Annotated in this window: 24 protein-coding genes; 10 read left to right on the top strand and 14 right to left on the bottom strand. The window is 72.0% G+C overall.

Translation table 11 applies throughout. The annotated features are described in order from the left end of the window. The first annotated feature begins 6 nt into the window (after positions 1-6). Entirely contained in the window at positions 7-1,092 is a 1,086-nt protein-coding gene (locus OHQ87_RS08355) for a DUF3866 family protein (protein ID WP_328346557.1), read from the top strand. Between the two features lie 35 nt (positions 1,093-1,127). Here OHQ87_RS08355 and OHQ87_RS08350 read toward each other — a convergent pair whose 3' ends face one another. The 4 genes from OHQ87_RS08350 to rfbA all read right to left on the bottom strand — a co-directional run bounded on the left by OHQ87_RS08350 (position 1,128) and on the right by rfbA (position 4,347). After that, entirely contained in the window at positions 1,128-1,325 is a 198-nt protein-coding gene (locus tag OHQ87_RS08350; protein WP_328346556.1) for a hypothetical protein, read from the bottom strand. 57 nt (positions 1,326-1,382) lie between these two features. Further along, positions 1,383-2,741, bottom strand: a complete 1,359-nt coding sequence (pafA, locus tag OHQ87_RS08345) for a Pup--protein ligase (RefSeq protein ID WP_328346555.1) — start codon at positions 2,739-2,741, stop codon at positions 1,383-1,385. Positions 2,742-2,809: 68 nt separating this feature from the next. Then, positions 2,810-3,433 (bottom strand): dTDP-4-dehydrorhamnose 3,5-epimerase family protein, encoded by a 624-nt coding sequence (locus OHQ87_RS08340; protein WP_328346554.1) that lies wholly within the window; start codon positions 3,431-3,433, stop codon positions 2,810-2,812. After that, entirely contained in the window at positions 3,430-4,347 is a 918-nt protein-coding gene (gene rfbA, locus OHQ87_RS08335; protein WP_328346552.1) for a glucose-1-phosphate thymidylyltransferase RfbA, read from the bottom strand. Before rfbA ends, OHQ87_RS08340 begins: the two co-directional genes overlap by 4 nt. Before the next feature lie 88 nt (positions 4,348-4,435). On the opposite strand from rfbA, the gene rfbB reads away from it, so the two are divergent. Genes rfbB through OHQ87_RS08305 form a run of 6 tightly spaced genes read left to right on the top strand, consistent with a single transcriptional unit; the run spans position 4,436 to position 9,758 of the window. Beyond that, positions 4,436-5,437 carry a dTDP-glucose 4,6-dehydratase gene (rfbB, locus tag OHQ87_RS08330; RefSeq protein WP_328346549.1) on the top strand — a complete coding sequence of 334 codons (1,002 nt, stop codon included), beginning with the start codon at positions 4,436-4,438 and terminating at the stop codon, positions 5,435-5,437. Further along, complete coding sequence (rfbD, locus tag OHQ87_RS08325; protein WP_328346547.1) at positions 5,434-6,321, top strand: dTDP-4-dehydrorhamnose reductase; 888 nt, start codon at positions 5,434-5,436, stop codon at positions 6,319-6,321. The genes rfbB and rfbD overlap by 4 nt, the downstream gene beginning before the upstream one ends. Further along, positions 6,318-6,725 (top strand): DUF2304 domain-containing protein, encoded by a 408-nt coding sequence (locus OHQ87_RS08320; RefSeq protein ID WP_328346546.1) that lies wholly within the window; start codon positions 6,318-6,320, stop codon positions 6,723-6,725. Before rfbD ends, OHQ87_RS08320 begins: the two co-directional genes overlap by 4 nt. Next, entirely contained in the window at positions 6,718-7,419 is a 702-nt protein-coding gene (locus OHQ87_RS08315) for a glycosyltransferase family 2 protein (protein ID WP_328346545.1), read from the top strand. Before OHQ87_RS08320 ends, OHQ87_RS08315 begins: the two co-directional genes overlap by 8 nt. Then, positions 7,419-8,729: a lipopolysaccharide biosynthesis protein gene (locus OHQ87_RS08310; RefSeq protein ID WP_328346544.1), complete on the top strand. Its 1,311-nt coding sequence runs from the start codon at positions 7,419-7,421 to the stop codon at positions 8,727-8,729. The genes OHQ87_RS08315 and OHQ87_RS08310 overlap by 1 nt, the downstream gene beginning before the upstream one ends. Further along, a complete protein-coding gene (locus tag OHQ87_RS08305; protein ID WP_328346543.1) occupies positions 8,730-9,758 on the top strand; it encodes a glycosyltransferase family 2 protein in 1,029 nt (342 codons plus the stop codon). A 112-nt stretch (positions 9,759-9,870) separates the two neighbouring features. Here the strand turns inward: OHQ87_RS08305 and prcA are convergent, their stop codons facing one another. From prcA to arc, 7 genes are all read right to left on the bottom strand, one after another. After that, positions 9,871-10,704, bottom strand: coding sequence for a proteasome subunit alpha (prcA, locus tag OHQ87_RS08300; RefSeq protein WP_328346542.1), 834 nt, complete (start codon positions 10,702-10,704; stop codon positions 9,871-9,873). A 59-nt stretch (positions 10,705-10,763) separates the two neighbouring features. Next, positions 10,764-11,603, bottom strand: a complete 840-nt coding sequence (gene prcB / locus OHQ87_RS08295; protein WP_328346541.1) for a proteasome subunit beta — start codon at positions 11,601-11,603, stop codon at positions 10,764-10,766. Next, the gene (locus tag OHQ87_RS08290; protein WP_328346540.1) at positions 11,522-12,190 is read right to left on the bottom strand and encodes an endonuclease VII domain-containing protein; all 669 of its coding nucleotides are present in this window, start codon (positions 12,188-12,190) and stop codon (positions 11,522-11,524) included. Before OHQ87_RS08290 ends, prcB begins: the two co-directional genes overlap by 82 nt. 5 nt (positions 12,191-12,195) lie before the next feature. Continuing rightward, entirely contained in the window at positions 12,196-12,408 is a 213-nt protein-coding gene (locus tag OHQ87_RS08285; protein WP_328346538.1) for a ubiquitin-like protein Pup, read from the bottom strand. 109 nt (positions 12,409-12,517) lie between these two features. Then, entirely contained in the window at positions 12,518-14,035 is a 1,518-nt protein-coding gene (dop, locus tag OHQ87_RS08280; protein WP_442930715.1) for a depupylase/deamidase Dop, read from the bottom strand. A gap of 58 nt (positions 14,036-14,093) precedes the next feature. Then, the gene (locus OHQ87_RS08275) at positions 14,094-16,118 is read right to left on the bottom strand and encodes a hypothetical protein (protein WP_328346536.1); all 2,025 of its coding nucleotides are present in this window, start codon (positions 16,116-16,118) and stop codon (positions 14,094-14,096) included. Positions 16,119-16,315: 197 nt separating this feature from the next. Then, the gene (gene arc / locus OHQ87_RS08270) at positions 16,316-18,097 is read right to left on the bottom strand and encodes a proteasome ATPase (protein WP_328346534.1); all 1,782 of its coding nucleotides are present in this window, start codon (positions 18,095-18,097) and stop codon (positions 16,316-16,318) included. Positions 18,098-18,274: 177 nt separating this feature from the next. Here arc and OHQ87_RS08265 point away from each other — a divergent pair, with 177 nt between their 5' ends. Next, a complete protein-coding gene (locus OHQ87_RS08265) occupies positions 18,275-18,571 on the top strand; it encodes a ferredoxin (RefSeq protein ID WP_328346532.1) in 297 nt (98 codons plus the stop codon). A gap of 134 nt (positions 18,572-18,705) precedes the next feature. On the opposite strand, the gene OHQ87_RS08260 is transcribed toward OHQ87_RS08265, so the two are convergent. The 3 genes from OHQ87_RS08260 to OHQ87_RS08250 form a co-directional block, all read right to left on the bottom strand. After that, entirely contained in the window at positions 18,706-19,275 is a 570-nt protein-coding gene (locus tag OHQ87_RS08260; protein ID WP_328346530.1) for a hypothetical protein, read from the bottom strand. Positions 19,276-19,356: 81 nt separating this feature from the next. Then, positions 19,357-20,307, bottom strand: coding sequence for a tRNA (adenine-N1)-methyltransferase (locus OHQ87_RS08255; RefSeq protein WP_328348778.1), 951 nt, complete (start codon positions 20,305-20,307; stop codon positions 19,357-19,359). A 65-nt stretch (positions 20,308-20,372) separates the two neighbouring features. After that, positions 20,373-21,464: a site-2 protease family protein gene (locus tag OHQ87_RS08250; protein WP_442930808.1), complete on the bottom strand. Its 1,092-nt coding sequence runs from the start codon at positions 21,462-21,464 to the stop codon at positions 20,373-20,375. A gap of 136 nt (positions 21,465-21,600) precedes the next feature. Here OHQ87_RS08250 and OHQ87_RS08245 point away from each other — a divergent pair, with 136 nt between their 5' ends. Then, positions 21,601-22,512 (top strand): RecB family exonuclease, encoded by a 912-nt coding sequence (locus OHQ87_RS08245; protein WP_328346528.1) that lies wholly within the window; start codon positions 21,601-21,603, stop codon positions 22,510-22,512. Between the two features lie 107 nt (positions 22,513-22,619). Continuing rightward, positions 22,620-23,813, top strand: a complete 1,194-nt coding sequence (locus tag OHQ87_RS08240) for a sensor histidine kinase (protein ID WP_328346526.1) — start codon at positions 22,620-22,622, stop codon at positions 23,811-23,813.

The raw sequence follows: 23,813 nt of genomic DNA, 5'->3' as shown, positions 1-23,813 counted from the left end.
CCGGGCATGGTGCGATGGCGGTCGGGAACGGTCACGGCGGTACGACGACGGTGGGCCGGCGCGGTGGAGATCGACGTCGCCCTGCCCGACGGGACCGCCATGCGCGCCCTGGCCTACCCGGAGCTGGTCGGTGACCCGGAGCCCGGCGACCGGGTGCTGCTCAACGCCGGGGCGCTGCTGATGGGCCTCGGCACCGGCGGGTACGCCCTGGTGGTGGCCCTGCCCGACCGGCTGCCCGCCGACCCGGCGCAGGCCGGCGACACCCGCGACGCCGGGCACCTGGTCAAGGCCCGGTACACCCCGCTCCAGCCGATCCTGCTGGGGGTCGACGAGGAGGCGTCGCCGCACCACGCGCTGCTCGCCGACGTCGACACCCTGGACGGCCTGCCGGTGGTCACCGCCGACCTGCACTCCGCCCTGCCTGCCGTCCTCGCCGGCATCCACGCCGACGCCCCGCGGGCCCGGGTCGCGTACCTGCTCACCGACGGTGGCGCGCTGCCGGCCTGGTTCTCCCGCACCCTCGACGGGCTGCGGGACACGCTCGTCGGCACGATCAGCGTCGGGCAGGCGTTCGGCGGGGACCTGGAGGCGACCACCCTGCACACCGGTCTGCTGGCCGCCCGGCACGTGCTCCGCGCCGACGTGGCGATCGTCGCGCAGGGCCCCGGCAACCTGGGCACCGGCACCCGGTGGGGATTCTCCGGGGTCGCCGTCGGTGAGGCGGTCAACGCGGTGGCAGTGCTCGGTGGCCGGCCGGTAGGCTCACTACGGATCTCCGACGCCGACGCCCGCCCCCGGCACCGGGGCGTCTCGCACCACAGTCTCACCGCGTACGGCCGGGTGGCGCTGGCCCCGGCGGACCTGGTGGTGCCGGGCGACCTTCCGGTCGCACTGGCGGCCCAGGTGGACGCCGCGTTGGCCCCGCTGGCCGCCCGGCACACCCTGGTCCGGGTCGGCACCGAGGGCCTGGACGCCGCGCTGCGCGGGTGTCCGGTGAAGCTGTCCACGATGGGCCGTGGCCTGGACGCCGACCACGCCTACTTCCTCGCGGCGGCAGCCGCCGGACGGCACGCCGCCGCGCTGGCCGGCTGACCCGACCGGGACGACTCAACCGGCCAGGAAGAGACTCATCCGGCCAGGAAGACCAGTGCGAGCCAGCCGCCCACGATGGCGACCAGCGCCACGGCCAGCACCCAGGTCGGCACGGTGTACTCGCCCCGACGGTTGCGGGCGACCTCGTCCCGGATCTTCGCCCGGCGGCGCTCGATCCAGGTGAGCCGCTCGGCGTCGCCGCGCTCACGGTCGGTGGGTTCGGAGTCGTTCATCGCCCCGCCAGCGTACCGGTGGGGCCGACGGTCGATGTCGGCCGCCGGCCCACCCGGTCACATGCTGGCGATCAACCGCTCCACCCGCTCGTCGTACGCCCGGAACGGGTCCTTGCAGAGCACGGTGCGCTGCGCCTGGTCGTTGAGCTTCAGATGCACCCAGTCGACGGTGAAGTCGCGCCGCTTCTCCTGGGCGTGCCGGATGAACTCACCGCGCAGCCGGGCCCGGGTGGTCTGCGGCGGGGTCTCCTTGGCCTCGAAGATCTCCGGGTCGGTGGCCACCCGGTCGACCTGACCGCGCCGCTCCAGCAGCCCGTACAGGCCCCGACCCCGGCGCAGGTCGTGGTAGGCCAGGTCCATCTGCGCCACCCGGGGGTGCGACAGCGGCAGGTCGTGCTTGCGCTGGTAACGCTCGATCAGCCGGAGCTTGCTCACCCAGTCGATCTCCCGGGCCACCGGGTCCAGGTTGCCGTTCTCCACCGCGTTCAGCACCCGGCCCCACAGCTCCACCACCCGCTTGGCGGTCTGGTCGCCGCCCCGGCGCTCGACGAACTCGGTGGCCCGGGCCAGGTACTCCTGCTGGATCTCCAGCGCGCTGACCTCCTTGCCGGAGGTGAGCCGCACCTTGCGCCGGCCGGTGATGTCGTGCGACACCTCCCGGATGGCCCGGATCGGGTTCTCCAGGGACAGGTCGCGCATCACCACCCCGGCCTCGATCATCCGCAGCACGATGTCGGCCGAGCCGACCTTGAGCAGCGTGGTGACCTCGTTCATGTTGGAGTCGCCGACGATGACGTGCAGTCTGCGGTACCGCTCGGCGTCGGCGTGCGGCTCGTCGCGGGTGTTGATGATCGGTCGGCTGCGGGTGGTCGCCGAGGAGACGCCCTCCCAGATGTGCTCGGCCCGCTGCGACAGGCAGTAGACCGCACCGCGCGGGGTCTGCAACACCTTGCCGGCCCCGCAGATCAGCTGCCGGGTGACCAGGAACGGGATGAGCACGTCGGCGAGCCGACCGAACTCGCCGTGCCGGGACACCAGGTAGTTCTCGTGGCAGCCGTACGAGTTGCCGGCCGAGTCGGTGTTGTTCTTGAACAGGTAGATCTCACCCGCGATGCCCTCGTCGTGCAGCCGCTTCTCCGCATCGACGAGCAGGCCCTCCAGGATGCGCTCACCGGCCCGGTCGTGGGCGACCAGATCGGTGACCGAGTCGCACTCCGGAGTGGCGTACTCCGGGTGCGACCCGACATCCAGGTAGAGCCGTGCCCCGTTGCGCAGGAACACGTTGCTCGACCGACCCCAGGAGACCACCCGGCGGAACAGATACCGGGCGACCTCGTCAGGGGACAGCCGCCGCTGCCCGCGATAGGTACAGGTGACGCCGTACTCGGTCTCGAGGCCGAAGATTCGCCGCTCCATGATGTGACACTAGCCGCCCGGAGGGTCGGTTCGTCACTGTCACAGCACAGGTCGTGTCGTCCGGGCGCTCAGATCCCGTCCGAGTACGACATTCCGTCCGGTCCCAATCCGGCCACGAACGACCGGCAGGACGCGTAGTCCGGCAACAGCCCCGCCGCGCGGGCCTGCGCGAACGTCGGCGCCGCCGCGTCCCGGGCGGACAACTGCGGCGTCTCGGCCGGCCACTCGATGCCCAGTTCCGGGTCGAGCGGGTGCACCCCGTGTTCCCCGGTCGGGTTGTAGGTGGTCGAGCAGAAGTAGGTCAGGGTGGCGTCGTCGGTCAGCGCGCAGAAGCCGTGCCCGAGCCCCTCGGCCAGGTAGACCGCCCGGCGGTCGGTGTCGTCGAGCCGGACACCCTCCCAGTGGCCGAAGGTCGGCGAGCCGATCCGCACATCCACCACCACGTCGAGCACCGCGCCCCGTACGCAGGTGATGTACTTGGCCTGGCCGGGCGGAACGTCGGCGAAGTGGATGCCGCGCACCACCCCCCGGCCGGAGATCGACAGGTTGGCCTGGGCCAGCCGCAGCGGGTGGCCCACCGCCTCGGCGAGGTGGTCGAAGCGGTACCACTCCATGAACAGGCCCCGCGAGTCGCCGTGCTGCTGCGGGGTGACCTCGAAGGCGCCCTCGATGCTCAGCGGACGGATCTTCACCGCTCCCTCTCCGTTCCCGGCTGCGCGCCGCGCAGCACCACCTCGTCGTGCTTGTCGGCCAGCAGTTCGAGCAGGTAGTCACCGTAACCGCTCTTGAGCAGCGGATCGGCCAACGCGCGGAGCTGGTCGTCGTCGATCAGGCCGGCCCGCCAGCAGACCTCCTCGACGCAACCGATCTTCATCCCCTGCCGTTCCTCGATCACCCGGACGAACTCGCCGGCCTGCATCATCGAGGTGAAGGTGCCGGTGTCCAGCCAGGCGGTGCCCCGGTCGAGCACGGTCACCGACAGCTCCCCGGTCACCCGGTACGCCTCGTTGACCGCGGTGATCTCCAGCTCGCCCCGGGCGCTCGGGGTGAGCTTGCCGGCGATCTCGACCACCCGGTTGTCATAGAAGTACAGCCCCGGCACCGCGTAACGCGACTTCGGCCGGGCCGGCTTCTCCTCGATCGACAGCACCCGCCCGTCGGCGTCGAAGTCGACCACCCCGTACGCCTGCGGGTTGGCCACCGGGTACGCGAAGACCCGCCCGCCGACCAGGTCGCCGTTGTCGGCCAACTGCCGGCCCAGGCCGGCGCCGTGGAAGATGTTGTCACCCAGCACCAGCGCCACCGAGTCGTCGCCGACGAAGTCCGCGCCGAGGACGAACGCCTGCGCGATGCCCTCCGGGCGGGCCTGGGCGACGTACTCCAGTCGCAACCCCCACTGGCTACCGTCGCCGAGCAGTCGCTGGAACTGGTCCTGGTCCTCCGGTGTGGTGATCACCAGGATCTCCCGGATTCCGGACATCACCAGCGTCGACAGCGGGTAGTAGACCATCGGCTTGTCGAAGATCGGCATCAGCTGCTTGGACACCGCACGGGTGAGCGGCCACAGCCGCGACCCGGTGCCACCAGCGAGAAGGATTCCACGCACCGGGGGAGCCTACCCGGACCGACGCGAACCGGACACCGGGGTCGTGCTCCCCGGGCGGGCGGGCCGATGCGCGTACACTTCCGTCCCCGTGAGGATTCTCGTCACCGGCGGAGCCGGATTCATCGGGTCGGAGTACGTACGGATGCTGCTGGGTGCGCCCGGTGGCGACGCCGCCGGGGTGCCCGCCGTCGAACCCACCGCGGTGACCGTGCTGGACAAGCTGACCTACTCCGGCAACCTCGACAACCTGATCCCGGTGCGCGACGATCCCCGGCTGCGGTTCGTCCGGGGTGACATCTGCGACCCGGCGACGGTCGACGAGGTGGTGGCCGGGCACGACGTGATCGTGCACTTCGCCGCCGAGTCGCACGTCGACCGCTCGATCACCGGCGCCGCCCCGTTCGTCACCACCAACGTGCTCGGCACCCAGACCCTGCTGGACGCCGCGCTGCGCCACCGCACCGGCCGGTTCGTGCACGTCTCCACCGACGAGGTGTACGGCTCGATCGACGAGGGCTCCTGGACGGAGAGCTGGCCGCTCGCGCCGAACTCGCCGTACTCCGCCGCCAAGGCCGGGTCCGACCTGCTGGCGCTGGCCTACCACCGGACCCACGGGATGGACGTGGTGGTCACCCGCTGCTCCAACAACTACGGCCCGTACCAGTACCCCGAGAAGGTCGTCCCGCTGTTCGTCACCAACCTGCTCGACGGCGGGACCGTGCCGCTCTACGGCGACGGCGGCAACGTCCGGGACTGGCTGCACGTGCACGACCACTGCCGGGGCATCGCGATGGTGGCGCACGCCGGCCGCGCCGGCGAGGTCTACCACATCGGCGGCGGCACCGAGCTGAGCAACAAGGAGCTGACCGGGCGGCTGCTGGAGGCCTGCGACGCCGGCTGGGACCGGGTCGTCCCGGTCACCGACCGCAAGGGCCACGACCGCCGCTACTCGCTGGACATCAGCAAGATCAACACCGAGCTGGGGTACGCCCCGAGCATCGACCTCGACCGGGGCCTGGCCCAGACGGTCGCCTGGTACCGGGACAACCGGGCCTGGTGGGAGCCGCTGAAGACGGCACCTGCCGCATGACCCGGGTCCTCGTCACCGGTGCGGGCGGCATGCTCGGCCGGGACCTGCTCGCCGTGCTGGCCGCCCGGGACGACCTCGAGGTGACCGCCGTCACCCGCCCCGAGCTGGACATCACCGACGCCGGAGCGGTCCGGGCCGCCGTCGCCGGTCACCACGTGGTGCTCAACGCCGCCGCGTGGACCGACGTCGACGGGGCCGAACGGGACGAGGCGGCGGCCACCGCGGTCAACGGCGACGCGGTCGCCCACCTCGCCCGCGCCTGCGCCGAGCACGGCGCGCGGCTGGTGCACGTGTCCACCGACTACGTCTTCGCCGGCGACGCCGACACCCCGTACGCCGAGGACGCCCCCACCGCCCCGGTCAACGCGTACGGCCGCAGCAAGCTCGCCGGGGAACGGGCCGTGGTCCGATTCCTCCCCGAAACCGGCTACCTGGTACGGACCGCCTGGCTCTACGGGGCGCACGGGCGAAACTTCGTCACCACGATGATCGGTCTGGCCGCCAACCGCGAGCACCTCGACGTGGTCGACGACCAGCAGGGCCAGCCCACCTGGTCGTACGCGCTGGCCACCCAGCTGGTGGCGCTCGCCGACGCGGCCCTGGCCGGACGGGCCCCGGCCGGGATCTACCACGGCACCTGCACCGGCCGGACCACCTGGTACGGCCTGGCCCGCGCCGCCTTCACCCTCGCCGGGCTCGACCCGGACCGGGTCCGGCCCACCACCAGTGACCGGTTTCCGCGTCCCGCCGCGCGACCGGCGTACAGTGTGCTAGGGCACGACCGCTGGGCCGAGGCCGGCCTGTCCCCCCTGCCGGAATGGCGCGACGCGCTGTCCGCCGCCTTCGACTCCCCCACTGCACCCGCCCCGTGGAAGGTCGCATGAAGCTCACCCTCGTCACCGGTCTGACCGGCCTGATCCTGCTCGCCACCATCGTCGAGCTGCTGCGCCGCCGGCAGCTCCGCGAGAAGTACGGCATGCTCTGGCTCGGCGTCCTGGTCATCGTGATCCCGTTGTCGCTGTTCCCCCGGCTGCTGGACAACGTGGCCGGCTTTCTCGGGGTGGTCTCCGGCGTCAGCCTGGTGCTCTTCCTCGGCATCGTCTTCCTGTTGCTGGTCTGCGTACACCTGAGCTGGGAGGTCAGCGCGCTGGAGGAGGAGACCCGCACCCTGGCCGAGGACTTCGCCCTGCTCCGCGCCCAGATCGAGGCGGAGCGCGCCGCCCGCCTCGCCGAAACCGCCCGGACCGGCGCAGCCGCCCGAGACGAACTGGTGTCCCACGATGGTTAACGGCAAGCGCGTCCTGATCATCATCCCGGCGCTCAACGAGTCCGGGTCGATCGCCGACGTGGTCGGCGAGGTCCGTGGCGAACTGCCCGGCGTCGACGTGCTGGTGGTCGACGACGGCTCCACCGACCGCACCGCCGCGGTGGCCGCCGCCGCCGGTGCCCTGGTGGCCAAGCTGCCGTACAACCTCGGGGTGGGTGGGGCGATGCGGCTGGGCTACCGCTACGCCCGGGACAACGACTACGACGTCGCCATCCAGATCGACGCCGACGGCCAGCACGACCCGCGCTACGTGCCGAAGCTGGTCGACCTGCTCGACGACAACGACCTGGTCATCGGCGCCCGGTTCGCCGGCGAGGGCGACTACTCGGTGCGCGGTCCCCGGCGCTGGGCGATGGTGATGCTGTCCGGGGTGCTCTCCCGGGTCGCCAAGACCCGGCTGACCGACACCACCTCCGGTTTCCGGGCCGCCAACCGGCGGGTCATCGAGATGTTCGCCGGCTGGTACCCGGCCGAGTACCTCGGCGACACGGTGGAGACCCTGGTGCACACCGCCCGACGCGGCTACCGGATCCGTCAGGTGCCGGTCGCCATGCGCAAGCGGATGGCCGGCACCCCCAGCCACTCCCCCGCCAAGGCGATGATCTACCTGGGCCGGGCCTTCGCGGTGCTCACCCTGGCGCTCATCCGCCGGTGATGCGGCGACTGCTCCACCTCGTCCCGCCCGGCACCCTCGCCGTCGGAGGCGGCCTGGCCCTGCTCGGGCTCGCCTCCTACGTGCACCTCGCGGTCGCCGGGCACGCCCTCGACCTCGCCGACTACTCCTCGCTGTCGGTGCTCTGGTCGATCGTGTTCACCCTCGGCATCGGCGTCTTCATCCCGGTCGAGCAGGAGGTGGCCCGGGTCGTCGCCGCCCGCCGCAGCCAGGGGCTGCCCCCCGGCCCGGTGCTGGCCCGGGGGGCGATCGTCGCCACCGTCGTGCTGGGGCTGCTGGTCGTGGCCACCATCGCCGGCCACCGGGCGCTGACCGACCGGCTCTTCGCCGGCGACGGGACCATGGTCGCCGTGCTGATCGGTGCGCTGGTGGCGATGGCCGTCGCCTACACCACCCGGGGCGTGCTGTCCGGTCTGCAACTCTTCCCCTGGTACGGCACCCAGCTCGGGGTCGACGGCGGGCTGCGCATCGCGCTGGTCGCCGGGCTCGGCCTCGGCGGCGTCACCGACCCGGTCTGGTACGGCGCGGTGCTTGTCGTCGCCCCGCTGCTGTCGGTGCTGGTGACCCTCCCACCGGTGCTGCGCGTCGTCGGCGGCGGCGTCCCCGTCGCCTGGGGAACCCTGCTGCGCGGCCTCGGCCTGCTCACCGTCTCCAGCCTGCTCTCCCAGGTCGTGGTCAACGTCGGTGTGATCAACGCGCGGCTGCTCGACCCGGCCGACGTGGCCACCGCCGGCGCGCTGCTCTCCGCCCTGGTGCTGGTCCGCATCCCGCTGTTCGTCTTCGGCTCGATGCAGGCGTCCCTGCTGCCCGGCCTGGCCACCACCGCCACCACCGGCGACGTCACCGGCTTCCACGGTCTGCTGCGCCGGGCGCTCGGCGTGGTCACCGCCCTCGGCGTCACCGGGGCACTCGGCGCGGTGGTGCTCGGCCCCTGGCTGGTCCACCGGCTCTTCGACGCCCCAGGCGTGCTCGGCCACGGCGACTTCGCCTGGCTGGCCGTCGGCACCCTCGCCTACCTGTGGGCCATGGTCCTCGGCCAGGCCCTGCTCGCCCTGGACCGGCACCGCGCCCAGGCGATCTCCTGGACGATCGGGGTGACCGCCCTGCTCGCCGTCACCGCCGTCCCGGCCCCGATCGCGCTCCGCGTCGAACTGGCCTATGCGGTCGGCTCCGTCGTGGTGGCCGCCACCATGGCCGTCCTGCTGCTGCGCCGGGGCACCCGCCCGGCCACCCCCACCCCCGTCCGGCCACTCGACGACGTGGTGGCCACCGGCGTCTCCGGAGGTCTCTAGATGCCCCGCCCACAGGTGTCCGCGGTGATGCTCGCCTACGGCGCCGAGCCCTACCTGGTCGACGCCGCCCGCGCCGTGCTGGCCAGCACCGACGTCGAGATCGAGCTGATCGTGGTCGACAACGGCTGCACCGGTGACGGCATCGACGTGGTCAAGGGCTTCGCCGGGGTACGGGTGGTCCGGCCGGAGGAGAACACCGGTTACTCCGGCGGCTGCCGGGTCGGTGCCGCCGAGGCCACCGGGGAGTGGCTGGCCTTCGTCAACTCCGACGCCGTCGTCGCCCCCGACGCGCTGGCCCGGACGGTGGCGGTGGCCGGCGAGCCCGGTGTCGGCGCGGCCATGGCCTCGATCCGGCTCGCCGAGAACCCCGACCTGATCAACACCTCCGGCAACCCGCTGCACTACATCGGGCTGTCCTGGGCCGGCGGCAACGGCGAACCCGCCAGCGCGCACGCCCGGCGGACCACCGTGCCGTCGATCAGCGGCTGCTGCTTCGTGATCAACCGGGCGCTGTGGAGGGAGCTGGACGGCTTCGCCGCCGAGTACTTCGCCTACCACGAGGACACCGAGATCAGCCTGCGGCTGTGGCAGCGCGGGCTGCGCCAGGAGTACGTCCCGGACGCCGTGGTGGTGCACCACTACGAGTTCTCCCGCAACAAGCTCAAGCACTACCTGCTGGAACGCAACAGGCTGATCTCGCTGCTCACCGCGTACGAGACGCGGACCCTGGTGGTGCTGGCCCCGATGCTGCTGCTCACCGAGGCGGCCCTGCTGGTGGCCGCGCTGCTCGGCGGCTGGGGGCGGGAGAAGGCACGCGGCTGGGGTTGGCTCTGGACCAACCGGGCCTGGGTGCGCACCCGGCGGCGGCAGCTCCAGCAGGAGCGGATGGTCCCCGACGGGGTCATCGCCGAGCTGATGACCGCGAAGGTCGACCCGTCGAACGTCGAGTCGCCGCCCGGCATGGGCATCTTCAACGTCATCGCCGCCGCCTACTGGGCCATGGCCAAGCCGTTGCTGCGCAAGTCCTGACCCGTCCCACACGCCCCGCCGCTGTGCCGCACGGCACCGGCGGCTCGGCGTCGGCACGGAATCCACGCGTAGGGGCCGGGGTTCACCACCCTGGCCCCTACGCGTGTCGCCGTTACGCTTCCGGCTTCTCCTGGGGTTGGCCCTCCAGGTCCGCCGAGCCGGCCGAGGTGGTGGGCTTGTGCGCCTCCTCGGTGGGCACCGAGGGGGTCTTGGCCCGGCCGTCGGCCGGCGCGGCGTCAGCGGCCGCGTCGCCCTCCAGCAGCGCGGTCAGCGCCGCCCCGGTGATCCGCCGGAAGGTACGCCCGACCCGACCGCGATCCAGGACGGCCACCTCGAGCTGGTTGGGGGCGATCGTCCGGGCCGCGCCGCCCTCGCCGCCGACGCTGCTCAGCGCCTTCATGGCCACCTTGACCGCCTCGGCGAGCGACAGGTCGGCCCGGTGCTCGGACTTGAGCACCCCGGTGATCGCCTCGGCCTGGCCGCCCATCGCCATCCGGCCCGGCTCGTCGTTGACCGACCCGTCGTAGGTGAGCCGGTACAGCTCGTCCTCGTCGGCCGTGGCACCGACCTGCGCCACGCAGATCTCCACCTCGAACGGCTTGGACTGCTCGGTGAAGATGGCGCCCAGGGTCTGCGCGAACGCGTTGGCCAGGGCCCGGCCGGTCACGTCGCGCCGGTCGTAGCTCAGGCCGTTCAGGTCGGCCATCCGTACCCCGGCGCGGCGCAGGTTCTCGAACTCGTTGTACCGGCCGACGGCGGCGAAGCCGATCCGGTCGTAGATCTCACTGACCTTGTGCAGGGCGCTGGAGAGGTTCTCCGCGACGAAGAGCACCCCGCCGGTGTAACTCAGGACCACCGCGCTGCGCCCCCGGGCGATGCCCTTGCGGGCCAGCTCGGAGCGGTCGCGCATGATCTGCTCGGGCGAGGCGTAGAACTGCATGGCCACGGCGGCGGTTCTCCTTCTGGCGCTGTCTCGACGACTGAGGCTGGTGGGGTGGGGACGGGTCAGCCGCCCGGGTTCTCCATCCGCCCGGCGACGACGCTCTCGGCGATGGTGGCCGTCTCGGCCTCGGTGAGCCGGCGGGTGCCCTCGGCGGTCGCCGTCATCACCACCGGATAGATCCGCCGGGTCAGGTCCGGCCCACCGGTGGCCGTGTCGTCGTCGGCGGCGTCGTAGAGCGCCTCGACGGCGAGCCGGGTCGCGTCGTCGACGGACACACCGGCGCGGTACCGCTTCTTCAGTGCCGACTTGGCGAAGAGCGAACCGGAGCCGATCGCGTCGTAGCCGGTCTCCTCGTAGGGGCCACCGGTGACGTCGAAGCTGAAGATCCGCCCGGCCCGGGCCGGATCCCGGGCGGCCAGGTCGAACCCGGCGAAGAGCGGGACGACCGCGAGCCCCTGCATGGCCGCGCCGAGGTTGCCGCGGATCATCGAGGCGAGCCGGTTGGCCTTGCCGTCGAGGGAGAGCATCGCGCCCTCGATCTTCTCGTAGTGCTCCAGCTCCACCTGGAACAGCCGCATCAGCTCGATGCCGATGCCCGCCGTGCCGGCGATGCCGACGAGCGAGTACGCGTCGGCGGGGTGCACCTTTTCGATGTCCCGCTGCGCGATCAGGTTGCCCATGGTGGCCCGACGGTCGCCGGCCAGCACCACGCCACCGACGGCCGAGATGGCCACGATGGTGGTCGCGTGCGGCGCCAGGTCGGCGGCCATGCCCGGCGGCAGCGGCCGTCGGCCGGGCAGCATCTCGGGGGCCACCCGGCTCAGGAACGAGGTGAAGGAGGACGTCCCCGCGTTGGTGAACACATCTGGTAGACGCCCGGATGGATCAAAGCCCGCTGCCACGTGGTTCCTCTCAGATACGTGATCGCCCTGGCCAGCCTCGTGGGACTGTCACGGAACTGGCCAAGACCACCGTTGCAGTTGAAGCAGAGTATCCCGCGCACCCATCCGGTGCGGTGATCGTGGTCCACATGTTGAGGATCTTCCGCGCCGCAGACGGCGCAGACACCGCCCTGCTCGGCGAGCAGCTCCTGGAACTCCTGCTCGCCGATCCCGTAGCGGCGGCGCAGGTGGTACTCGCGACTGCCACCGTAGAGCCGCTGCACGGTCTCCTTGCCGCGTGAGTTGTGGCAGGGCTTGCAGTAGCTGTGGCGTCCGCTCGCGTTGGTGGTGCGGGGAAAGGCGTCCATGGGCTTGATCTGCTCGCAGTCAGGGCACCACTTCAGACCGTCCGCGAGCGGCACGTCCGCCTTCCGCTGCGGAGCGATCCCGCGCCTGCGGCGGCTCGCCTCGGAGCGGGCCGCCGCGCAGGTCTTACAGTAGAACGACAAGCCGTCCACGCGTCGCCGGTTCCGGTGGAAGGCCGACGTCGGCAACGAGCGACCGCACTGGGGGCACACCTTGTCCGTCGCCTCCGGCAAACCGGACATTTGCCTCATTCACCCCCTTTCTGGACATACCCCCTCACGAACTCCTCGGCGTTCTCCTCCAGGACGGAGTCGATCTCGTCGAGCAGGTCGTCGACGTCCTCGGTGATCTCGGCGTGCCGCTCGGCGACCTCCGGGTTGGCCTCGGTGGTGACGTCGTCGATCTCCTCGGCCTGGTGCGACTTGCCCGACTGGGTCTGGCCGCCCTCTTGTGAAGCCATCTCGCTGCCTCCTCCACGATCGTCTGCGATGAACTTACCTCGCGGAGACGACGAAAAGCCCGCCGCGCGCCGGCATCCGACGCACGACGGGCCGCCGTCACCGGTCGGGTCAGCCGCCGGTCAACGTCTCCAGCAGGTCCTTGGCGGTGTCGCACCTGTCGAACAGCGCGCCGACGTGCTTGCGGGTGCCCCGCTCCGGCTCCATCATCGGCACCCGGACCAGCGACTCCCGGCCCACATCGAAGATCACCGAATCCCAGCTCGCCGCGACCACCTCGGGGGCGTACTGGGCGAGGCAGCGACCCCGGAAGTAGGCCCGGGTGTCCTCGGGCGGCTCGGTCATCGCCCGGCGGGTCTGCTCGTCGTCCAGCAGCGTCTTCATCGACCCCCGGGTCACCAGCCGGTGGTAGAGGCCCTTCTCCGGCCGTACGTCGGAATACTGCAGGTCGACCAGCTGGAGCTTGGGCGAGCTCCAGCCCAGCTTCTCCCGCTCCCGGTAACCCTCCAGCAGCCGCAACTTGGCCACCCAGTCCAGCTCGTCGGCGCAGAGGAACACGTCACGGCCGAGCCGGTCCAGCACCCGCTCCCAGCGCTCCAGCACGTCCAGGGTCTGCGCGTCGGTGTCCGCGCCGTACCGCTCGTCCACGAAGGAGCGCACCCGCTCGTAGTAGGCCCACTGGAGGTCCAGGGCGGTCAGTCGACGGCCGTCGCGCAGCCGCATCCGGTGGGTCAGCGACGGGTCGTGGCTGACCGCGCGCAGCTCCGCGACCGGATCGGCGATGCCCAGGTCGGCACCGAGCGCCTTCTCCTCGATCATGGTGAGGATCAACGCGGTGGTGCCCACCTTGAGATAGGTGGAGATCTCCGACAGGTTGGCGTCGCCGATGATGACGTGCAACCGACGGTACTTGTCGGCGTCGGCGTGCGGCTCGTCGCGGGTGTTGATGATCGGCCGCTTGAGGGTGGTCTCCAGGCCGACCTCGACCTCGAAGAAGTCCGCCCGCTGGGAGATCTGGAACCCGCTCTGCCCGCCGTCCTGGCCGATCCCGACCCGGCCGGCACCGCAGACGATCTGGCGGGTGACGAAGAACGGCGTCAGGTACGCCACGATGTCGGCGAACGGGGTCTGCCGGCGCATCAGGTAGTTCTCGTGCGCGCCGTAGCTGGCACCCTTGTTGTCGGTGTTGTTCTTGTAGAGGTGGATCGGCTGGGTGCCGGGAATGGTGGCCGCCCGGCGGGCTGCCTCGGCCATCACCCGCTCCCCCGCCTTGTCCCACCGCACCACGTCGAGCGGGTTGGTCACCTCGGGGGTGGAGTACTCAGGGTGTGCGTGGTCGACGTAGAGCCGGGCACCGTTGGTGAGTATCACGTTCGCCAGGCCGAGGTCCTCGTCGGCGAGCGCCTCCGCCGGGTCGTAGGCGGCCCCGGAGTAGGTGAAGCCGCGGGCGTCGCGCAGCGGCGACTCCTCCTCGTAGTCCCAGCGGGCCCGACCGCCACGGTTGAGTTCCGGGCGTGCGCCGTACGCGTTGACCACCTGGGACGAGGTGACCATCGGGTTGGCTCCGGCCTGGCCGGGCACGGAGATCCCGTACTCGACCTCGGTGCCCATGATTCTTCTGACGCTCATCGACCTACCCGCTCCGCTCGCCTGACCCGGTCCGCCGTCACGTCGAGCGTAGTCCGCCTCACCGGGGAAGGGGGCATGCCACTTCGGCCGGGTCGGGTGTCGCGGTCTCGAGGGTCGGCGGGGGCGGTTCGTCGGAGGGGGCCACGTCGCACTCCGGCACGGTCAGCGGCACCCAGCTGAGCCGGTGCCGCAGGGCGGGTTCGTCGCGCAGCATCCGGTGGACCCGACGCTCCCCCTTGGGGTCGGAGGTGACGAACCGGATCGGACCGGCCACCCGCCGGACGATGATGTCGGTGCGGTCCGGTTCGAGGAACGGCAGGCTGTAGATGCCCGGGTCGGTGGCGGCGGTGGTGCCGTGCAGCGCCGACAGGCACAGCGAGATCAGGTACGACCGCATCGGGCCACGGTCGATGACCAGGGTGGTGGTGCCCGGCACCTCGGGGTAGCGCTGCTGGGCGTCGGCACACACCCAGGCCACTCTGGACGGCAGGGTGAGGTCCTGGTGGACCCAGTGCTGCGCCCAGGTCTTCTCGTCGACAAGCAGCAGGCTACGGTGCCACCCGGTGACCCCGCAGAGCGCCACCGCGACCGTCATGGTGAGCGCGGCGGCGAGCACCCCCGCCGTCGTACTGCCGACCCCCCGCCAGCTCAGCGCGGGCCGGGGCACCGGCAGCAGCCGGACCACCGCGGCGGCGCCGACGACGAGCAGCGCGGTGGCCAGGTGGGTGGCCTTGACGAAGTAGTAGCCCGGCGGCACCCCGGAGTTGGTGTTGAGCTGGGCGATGGTCAGCGGCAGGGCCGCGCCGACGACGCAGACCAGCAGCCAGCGTCGCCAGGCCGGATCGGCGCGGGCGACCTGGACGAGCAGGGCCACCCCGACGATGCCGCCGAGCCAGATCAGCGCCCGCCACCCCTCGACGGCCTGGGACGAGCCGATGACCAACGCCTCGGTCTGCCCGGCCCGCAGCACGCCGAGCAGCGGGGCGATCAGGGCGAGGGCGGCGCCGGCCAGGCCGACGGTGAGCACGGTGAACCACCGGCGCAGCGCCTCCCGCCAGTGGGTGAGCACCCAGCACAGCACCAGCACGGCGGCGGCCGGCAGGAACAGGTAGTAGGTGAACCCGACGGCGGCGAGCAGGGCGCACAGCAGCACGACCTGCTCCCGGGTGCCGGGGACCGGGCGGGCGACCAGCGCGGCGATCAGCACGGTCAGCGTCAGCCCGAGCACCTCGGTGGGGTAGCCGGCGTTGAGCAGGCGGGGCAGCTGGGTGCCGAGCACCACCGCGCCGACGACCACGGTGAGCACCGTGCGGTGCAGCAGGTGGATCGGGCCGGACAGCCGCTGGGCGGCCCAGATCAGCACCAGGGTGAGCAGCCCGAAGCCGGCGATGGTCCAGCCGAAGTAGTGGGCGACGAGGTCGTCGACGCGCAGCGCGGTGGGGGTCAGGAAGCCGTCGAGCAGGGCGGTGATCAGGTGCCAGCCCTGCGGGTAGTAGACGAGTTGGGCGGTGATCTGCTCCCGGGCGGCGGCCGGGTCGACGAAGGTGTAGCCGTCGAGGCGTCCCATGACGTCGAACAGCGCCATGTGCCGCCAGTTGTCCTCGCCCATGCCGAGGACGGTGAGCCGGTCGGCGAGGTCGTCGGCGCGCTGCCAGGGCTGCCTCAGGTAGGCCACCATGGCGGTGGCCCCGGCCAGCGGGAACAGGTCGGCCCAGCCAGGTCTGGGCAACCGGGGCAGGCGGCGCAGCGCGGCGGCGGCGAGGACGAGCACGGTGAGGGCGACCCCGGTGACGGGCACCGGACGCATCCCCCAGGGCCAGATCGGGAAGATCAGACCGCCGACGGCGGCCAGGCCGAGCAGCAGGCCGAGAGCGAGCATCAGCCGGTCGAGCAGGGTGCGGCCACCGCGCAGCACGCTGGCCGTGGCGATCAGCACGATCGGGGGGAGCAGCCACTCCCGGTGCAGGGCGTGCCCGGCGAGGGGTACGACCCACGCGGCGACGAGGGCGGCCAGCAGGAGGGGAATCCACCGCCAGCGGCGGGCCGGCCGGCGCGTCGGGACGGTGGGGGGCGTCTGGTCCACCGCCGGGGACAGTGGCGGATCAACGACGGAGAGCTCGGGCGGCACGCGGTTCCTCGGAGTCGACTACGCGGTGGGGGAAGTCTAACGACGAGTCCGGCATTCCACCTGCCGGACGCGGGGGCGGTCCGGTTAACAGTGGGTGATGCAGACGACAGGGCCCGCGACGCGTCGCGTCGCGGGCCCGTCCGATCTCCCGGTCAGAGGTACTGGCCGGTGTTGCTCGCGGTTTCGATGGAGCGGCCGGTCTCGGTGCCCTTGCCGCCGGAGACGAGCGTGCGGATGTAGACGATCCGCTCGCCCTTCTTGCCGGAGATCCGGGCCCAGTCGTCCGGGTTGGTGGTGTTGGGCAGGTCCTCGTTCTCCCGGAACTCGTCGACGCAGGCGTCGAGCAGGTGCTGCAACCGCAGCCCCTTGCGCCCGGAGGTGAGGAACTCCTTGATCGCCATCTTCTTGCCCCGGTCGACGATGTTCTGGATCATCGCGCCGGAGTTGAAGTCCTTGAAGTAGAGGACTTCCTTGTCACCGTTGGCGTAGGTCACCTCGAGGAAACGGTTCTCCTCGGTCTCCGAGTACATCCGCAGGACCACCGCGTCGATCATGGCTGCCACGGTGGCCTTCGGCTCGCCGCCGTGCTCGGCGAGGTCGTCGGGGTGCAGCGGCAGCCCGGCGAGGATGTACTTGGAGAAGATGTCCTTGGCCGCCTCGGCGTCCGGACGCTCAATCTTGATCTTCACGTCGAGCCGGCCGGGGCGCAGGATGGCCGGATCGATCATGTCCTCCCGGTTGGAGGCGCCGATCACGATGACGTTCTCCAGGCCCTCGACACCGTCGATCTCGCTGAGCAGCTGCGGGACGATGGTGTTCTCCACGTCGGAGGAGACGCCGGAGCCACGGGTCCGGAAGATCGAGTCCATCTCGTCGAAGAACACGATGACCGGAGTGCCCTCCCCGGCCTTCTCCCGGGCCCGCTGGAAGATCAGCCGGATGTGCCGCTCGGTCTCGCCGACGTACTTGTTGAGCAGCTCCGGGCCCTTGATGTTGAGGAAGAAGCTGGTGTGCCGGTCCTTGCCCAACCGCTCGGCGATCTTCTTGGCCAACGAGTTGGCCACCGCCTTGGCGATGAGCGTCTTGCCACAGCCCGGCGGACCGTAGAGCAGAATGCCCTTCGGCGGCCGGAGCTGGTGCTCCCGGAACAGGTCGGCGTGCAGGAAGGGCAGCTCCACCGCATCGCGGATCTGCTCGATCTGCGACTGGAGGCCGCCGATGTCGGTGTAGTCGACGTCGGGCACCTCCTCCAGCACCAACTCCTCGACCTCGCTCTTCGGGATCCGCTCGTACGCGTACGCCGAGCGGGGCTCGATCATGAGCGAGTCGCCGGCCCTGATCGCCGTGCCGATCAGGGTGTCGGCCAGGTGGACGATGCGCTCCTCGTCGGAGTGCGAGACCACCAGCGCCCGGTCGCCCGGGCTGCCCTCGGGACCCGCGAGGATCTCCTTGAGCATCACCACCTCGCCGACCCGCTCGTAGCCGAACGCGTCGACGATGTTGAGCGCGTCGTTGAGCAGGACCTCCTGGCCACGCCGCAACTCCTCGGCGTCCAGTGAGGGTGAGACGGCGACCCGGAGCTTGCGTCCGCCGGTGAAGATGTCCACCGTGCCGTCGTCGTGCCGCGCGAGGAAGACGCCGTAGCCGGACGGCGGCTGTGCCAGCCGGTCGATCTCCTCCTTGAGCGTCACGATCTGCGCGCGAGCCTCCTTGAGGGTGCTCACGAGCCGGTCGTTGTTCTCGGTGAGCCGCGCCAACTGTGCCTGGGTGGCCGCCAGCCGCTCTTCGAGCTGCCGGACGTGTCGGGGGCTTTCGGTCAACTTGCGCCGCACCAGGGCGAGTTCCTCCTGAAGGAACGCGACCTGCGTGGAGAGATCGTGGGCCTCCTTCTCCCACCGTGCGGCGCGCGAGTCCGCGTCGTCACTGCGTGCCACGTCCCACCTCCCCGGGGGGCTTGAACGTTCTGCCCTAACACTAGCCGCTATGAGGCCGATTCGGTCCCACGCAACGCCCTCGTCACCGAACCTTGATCGCCAAGGGACGCCTGCGGGGCGGGTCCGGCCGTTCGGGTACCGTCGAGGGGTGGGACGGGAGAACATGGGGGGTGCCGGGTGACCGACGTCGCGACCGACCAGTTGCAGGTCTGGGTGGACCAGGATCTCTGCACCGGCGACGGGCTCTGTGTGCAGTACGCGCCGGAGGTCTTCGAGTTCGACGTCGACGGCCTGGCGTACGTCAAGGGCACCGACGGTGAGCTGCGGCTCGCCCCCGGTAGCCGGGTCGACGTGCCGGAACACCTGCGGCTGGAAGTCATCGACTCCGCGAAGGAGTGCCCGGGCGAGTGCATCCACGTGGTGCGCGGCAGCGACGGCGTCGAGGTGGCCGGCCCCGAGGCCGAGGACGACTGACCGTCGGCGGCTGACCGCTCCGGCGCCGGTCCGCCCGGCCCGGTGACGTCCCGACATCCACCGTCGGAAAGACGACTCTGTGGTGAGCCGACGGGCCGAAAGTGATGACCGTCACTCCCGACCCGTCGGCCCGACTACAGCAGTGGCCGACCGACGACCGAGGCGACCATCCGGGCGAACTCCTCCAACCGGGCGATCTGGCCGGCCCCGCCGTCGTCGAGGGTCTTGCCGAAGCGTAGCGCGTCGTGTCGGGGCGCACCGACCATCTCGTCACCGGGCGGAGCCTCGTCCAGCGAGGTGAGCAGCAGGTAGACGTCGATGCTGTCGACCCGTACCTCGCCGTTTTCTGCCCGGGTCAGCCGGCGCCGGCAACCGACCTCGGTGACCGTGGAGACCGGCACCACCCGCAGCGACGACGTCATCGACCCGGGCGGCCCCTCCCCCGGCGGCACGTCCTCGCCGTGCCAGAGCACCAGCCGGCTGCCGTCACAGACGACGACCTCCTGCCACACCCCGTTGACCTCGTTGACGAAGCGTTCCAGGGTGAACCCGAGCACCGAGGCCCCGCGCAGCACCCCGCCGAGCGCCTCCAGGGCGATGTCCGGGTCGCGCAGATAGGCGCGCGCCGCCGACTCCAGATCCTGGTACGGCGACCAGTCCGGGAACACGGCCGGCAGTTCGCCGCCGAAACCCGGCTGACTCATGCCCTCTCCCCCAGGTCACACCGACGGCCCGCACCGGCCGTCGGGATCCGCCCGTTCACGCCCAGCCGCTCCGATCCGCCGTCACGACCGGTCCGCCTCGTCGGCTCCGACGGCCGACGTGACGGCGGCCAGCGCCGCCGCCTCCCGGGCCGCCGCCGCCTCGCGCAGCGCCTGCTTGCGTTCCGCGTACGCCTCGGCACCCTTGCTGGGTTTGCGGCGGCGTGGCGGCGCGGTGACGCCCGGAGCGAGCTTACGCGCGGAGACCAGGAACGCGGTGTGCGCGATCATCCGGTGGTCGGGGCGCACGGCGAGCCCCTCGGCGTGCCAGTCGCGTACCAGCGACTCCCAGGCCCGCGGCTCGGTCCAGCCGCCCCGCTCGCGCAGCGCCTCGACCAGCTCGGACAGCTGCGGGGTGGTCGCCACGTAGCCGACGAAAACGCCACCGGGCAGCAACGCCCGCTCGACCATGTCGAGGGTCTCCCACGGGGTGAGCATGTCCAGGATGATCCGGTCGAACCCGGTCTCCGGGCAGTCGGCGACGTCGCCCACGTGCAGTCGCCAGGCGGGATGCGGCGCACCGAAGAACGCCTCCACGTTGCGCCGGGCGATCTGGGCGAAGTCGTCGCGCACCTCGTAGGAGTGCAGCTCGCCGCCGGTGCCGACGGCGCGCAGCAGCGAACAGCTCAGCGCCCCGGAGCCGGCGCCGGCCTCCAGCACCTTGGCGCCGGGGAAGACGTCGCCCATGGCGACGATCTGCGCCGAGTCCTTCGGGTAGATCACCTGGGCGCCGCGCGGCATGGACAGCACGTAGTCCGACAGCAGCGGACGCAGCGCCAGGAAGGCCGTCCCGCCGCCGGCGGTGCTGACCACGCTGCCGTCGGGCTGCCCGATCAGCGCGTCGTGCGCCAGGATGCCCCGGTGGGTGTGGAACTCCTTGCCGGGTTCCAGGGTGACGGTGTGCATCCTCCCCTTGGGGTCGGTCAGCTGCACCCGGTCGCCGGGGCGGAACGGCCCCCGGTGCACCGGGGGCAGCTCGGCGGTGGCAGTGGACGCCGGTGTGCCGTCGCGGGCCGGGAGGGTGGGGGGATGTGCTGCGGTCACCTGTTCATCTTCCGTGTGGGTTCGAGGACCTGGGCGAGATCCGCGATGTGCAGAACGCCGACCACATCTTCGCCTGACGTCACCACGTACCGCGCGCCCGGGTGTGCCTGGACGGCCGCCATCACCCGCTCGCCGTCGAGACCGAGCGGCAGGGTCGGCAGGGCGGCCAGCGGTCTGGCCACCGTGTCCACCGCCAGCCAGGGCCGCCGGCCCGGCGGCACGGCGTCCGCCGCCGCCGGGTCGACCAGGGCGACCGGTCGGCCGGCGCCGTCGACCACGGCGACGGCGGACCCGGGTGGGCCCTGTTCGGCGTGCCGGCGCTGCGCCTCGGCAAGCGGCGTCCCGGTGGGTACGGCGAAGACCGGCCGGGCCAGCCGGGCCAGGTCGATAAGCGGCACCCGGCGGCTGATCCGGGCGTACCGGATCGACTGGCCGGCGCCCCGCCAGAGGGTGATCGCGACCAGCAGCATCAGCGGCAACGCCAGCGGCACCAGGACCCGCTGCACGGTGAGCAGCACGACCAGCCCGGCGGTGCCCACCGCGACGGCCCGCCCGACCCAGCCGGCGGCCTCGGTGGCCCGGTGCCGGTCCCGGGTGATCCGCCACAGCAGGGCCCGCAGCGCCCGGCCACCGTCCAGGGGCAGGCCGGGCAGCAGGTTGAACACGGCCACGATGACGTTGCTCAGCGCCAGTTGCAGCGCGAGCTGGTGGGTCAGGGTGTGATCGGGGGCGGCCAGGGTGGCGGCCACGGCGAGCCCGCCGAGCACCGCCGAGACGGCCGGCCCGGCCAGCGCGACGAGCAGCTCCACCCGGGGGTTCGGGGCGTCCCGGTCCATCTCGGTGTAGCCGCCGAGCAGCTCCAGGGTGATCCCGCGCACACCGATGCCGTACCGCCTGGCGGTCAGCGCGTGCCCCAACTCGTGCAGCAGGACCGAGCCGAGCAGCGACACCACGAAGCCGAGGCCGATCAGGTAGCCGCCGAGCGGGGACAACCCGAGCCGGTCCCGGGCGAACTCGGCGTAGGTGACCGTCACCAGCAGGGTCAGCAGCAGCATCGACACGTTGAGGTGCAGCGGCACCCCGAACACCCGGCCGACGGTCAGGCCGGTACGCCGGCGCGGCGTGCGGGAACGGGACTCCACCGCCACGATGCTACGCGCCACGCGATCATGCTCCGGTGCGGCGAGGGCGGCCCTGTCACACCGGTGTCCTAGCCTTCGGGGCATGACGGCGGAACCGGTGGTCGACAAGCAGCATTCTCCGGCGGTGCTACCCGCCACGATCCGGGCGTCGCTGTCGCCGTCGCGGGCGGCCGACTTCAAGACCTGCCCGCTGCTCTACCGGTTCCGCAGCATCGACCGGCTGCCCGAACGCACCAGCGTCGAGCAGGCCCGGGGCACCCTGGTGCACGCGGTGCTGGAGCGGTTGTTCGACCTGCCGGCGGGCGGGCGCACCCCGGACGCCGCCGGTGATCTCGTCGGGCCGCAGTGGGACCGGCTGGTCACCGAGCAGCCCGAGCTGGCCGCCCTGTTCGATCCGGGCGACGAGGCGGGCACCGCCGAGTTCCTCCGGTCGGCGGCGGCGCTGCTGGAGGGCTACTTCGCGGTGGAGGACCCGCGCCGGCTGGAGCCCGCCGAACGGGAGAGCCTGATCTCCGCGGTGGTCGACGACGAGTTGCTCATCCGGGGCTACCTCGACCGGCTCGACGTGGCCCCGGACGGGGCGCTGCGGGTGGTCGACTACAAGACCGGCGGGGCGCCGAGGGAGGCGTTCGAGGCTCGGGCGTTGTTCCAGCTGAAGTTCTACGCGCTGGTGTTGTGGCGCACCCGGGGCGTGGTGCCCCGGGTGCTGCGCCTGCTCTATCTCAAGGATGCCGAGATCTGCGACTACTCCCCCGACGCCGAGGAGTTGCTGCGCTTCGAGCGCACCGTGGTGGCGCTCTGGCAGGCCATCGAGCAGGCCACCGAGCGGCAGGACTTCCGCCCCCGGCCGAGTCGGCTCTGCGACTGGTGCAACCACCAGGTGCACTGCCCGACGTTCGGCGGCACCCCGCCGCCGTTTCCCGAGCGGGCCGCCGCAGCCGACCCGTTGCGCGACGCCCGGTCCCGACCGGCCACCCCCGGCGCCGACGAGTAGCGGCGGCGGATCCGCCCGGTGGGCGGAGACGTGCTCATCCGCGAGGATGAGGCGAGGTTCACCGTCGGCGACGACCGGGCGGCCCGGTGGGCGGCTAGCGTCGCGGTATGACCGAGGGAGCCGAACGGTGGTGGGTGCGCCGGCCGTTGGCCGGTGACGCCCTCTTCGCCGTCGCCCTGGTGGTGTTGGAGGTCGCCTTCGTCCTGCTCACCCCGCGCGAGTTCTGGCCCCGGCAGTTGCCGTCCGCGCTGGGCTGGAGCGTGCTGTGCGCGGCGCCGGTGGTGTTGCGCCGGGTCGCCCCGTGGCCTGCGGTGGGGGCCGCACTGGCCACCCTGGCGGTGCCGGCGCTGCTCGGGCACGCCCCGACCACCCAGAGCCTGACGTTCCTGGTGCTGACTTACACGATGGCGGTCGGCTGGCAGGTGCTGCCGGCGGTCGCCGCCACGACGCTTCTCTGGGTGCCGGTGGCGGTGCTCAACGTGCTCACCCCGGTGGACACCGGGCTCGACGTCGGCCCGGCGTACCTGGTGCTCAACAACCTGCTGACCGCGCTGCTCGCCTACGCGGTGGGTCGGGCGGTGCGGGCCCGGCGCACCTCGCTGCGGGCGCTGCGGGAGCGGGCCCGGGTGGCCGAGGAGAACCAGCGGTCGCTGGCCGAGCAGGCGGTGGCCGACGAACGGCGGCGGATCGCCCGGGAGCTGCACGACGTGGTCGCCCACCACGTCAGCGTGATGGGGGTGCTGGCCACCGGGGCACGGCGGGTGCTGCACCGGGACCTGGCCGCCGCCGACGAGGCGGTCGCCACGATCGAGGACACCAGCCGGGTCACGCTGCGGGAGCTGCGGCGGCTGCTCGACGTGCTGCGTACCGACGCGGAGCCGGCCGCCGACCTCACCCCGCAGCCCGGTCTGGCCGGCATCGCCGCGCTGGTGGAGCAGGTACGCGAGGCGGGGCTGCCGGTCACCCTGGAGGTCGCGGAGCCGGGGCCGGCGGTCGATGAGGGGGTGTCGCTGACCGTCTACCGGATCGTGCAGGAGGCGCTGACCAACGCGCTCAAGCACGCCGGGCGGGCCACCGCGACGGTCCGGTTGGGGGTCGAGGACGGTGGCCTGACCGTGGAGATCACCGACACGGGACGGGGTCCCGAACCGGGGCCCGACCGGATCGGGCACGGATTGGTCGGCATGCGGGAACGGGTCGGCCTCTACGGTGGAACCCTGCGGATCGGGCCACGACCCGGCGGCGGCTTCCGGGTGTACGCGAGAATTCCGGTGGAACCGGTCGGGACGGTCCCGGCATGA

The organism is Micromonospora sp. NBC_00421, from assembly GCF_036017915.1.
Lineage (GTDB): Bacteria > Actinomycetota > Actinomycetes > Mycobacteriales > Micromonosporaceae > Micromonospora.
The sequence above is the reverse complement of the archived record's forward strand: the minus strand, read 5'-3'. Positions and strand labels throughout refer to the sequence as shown.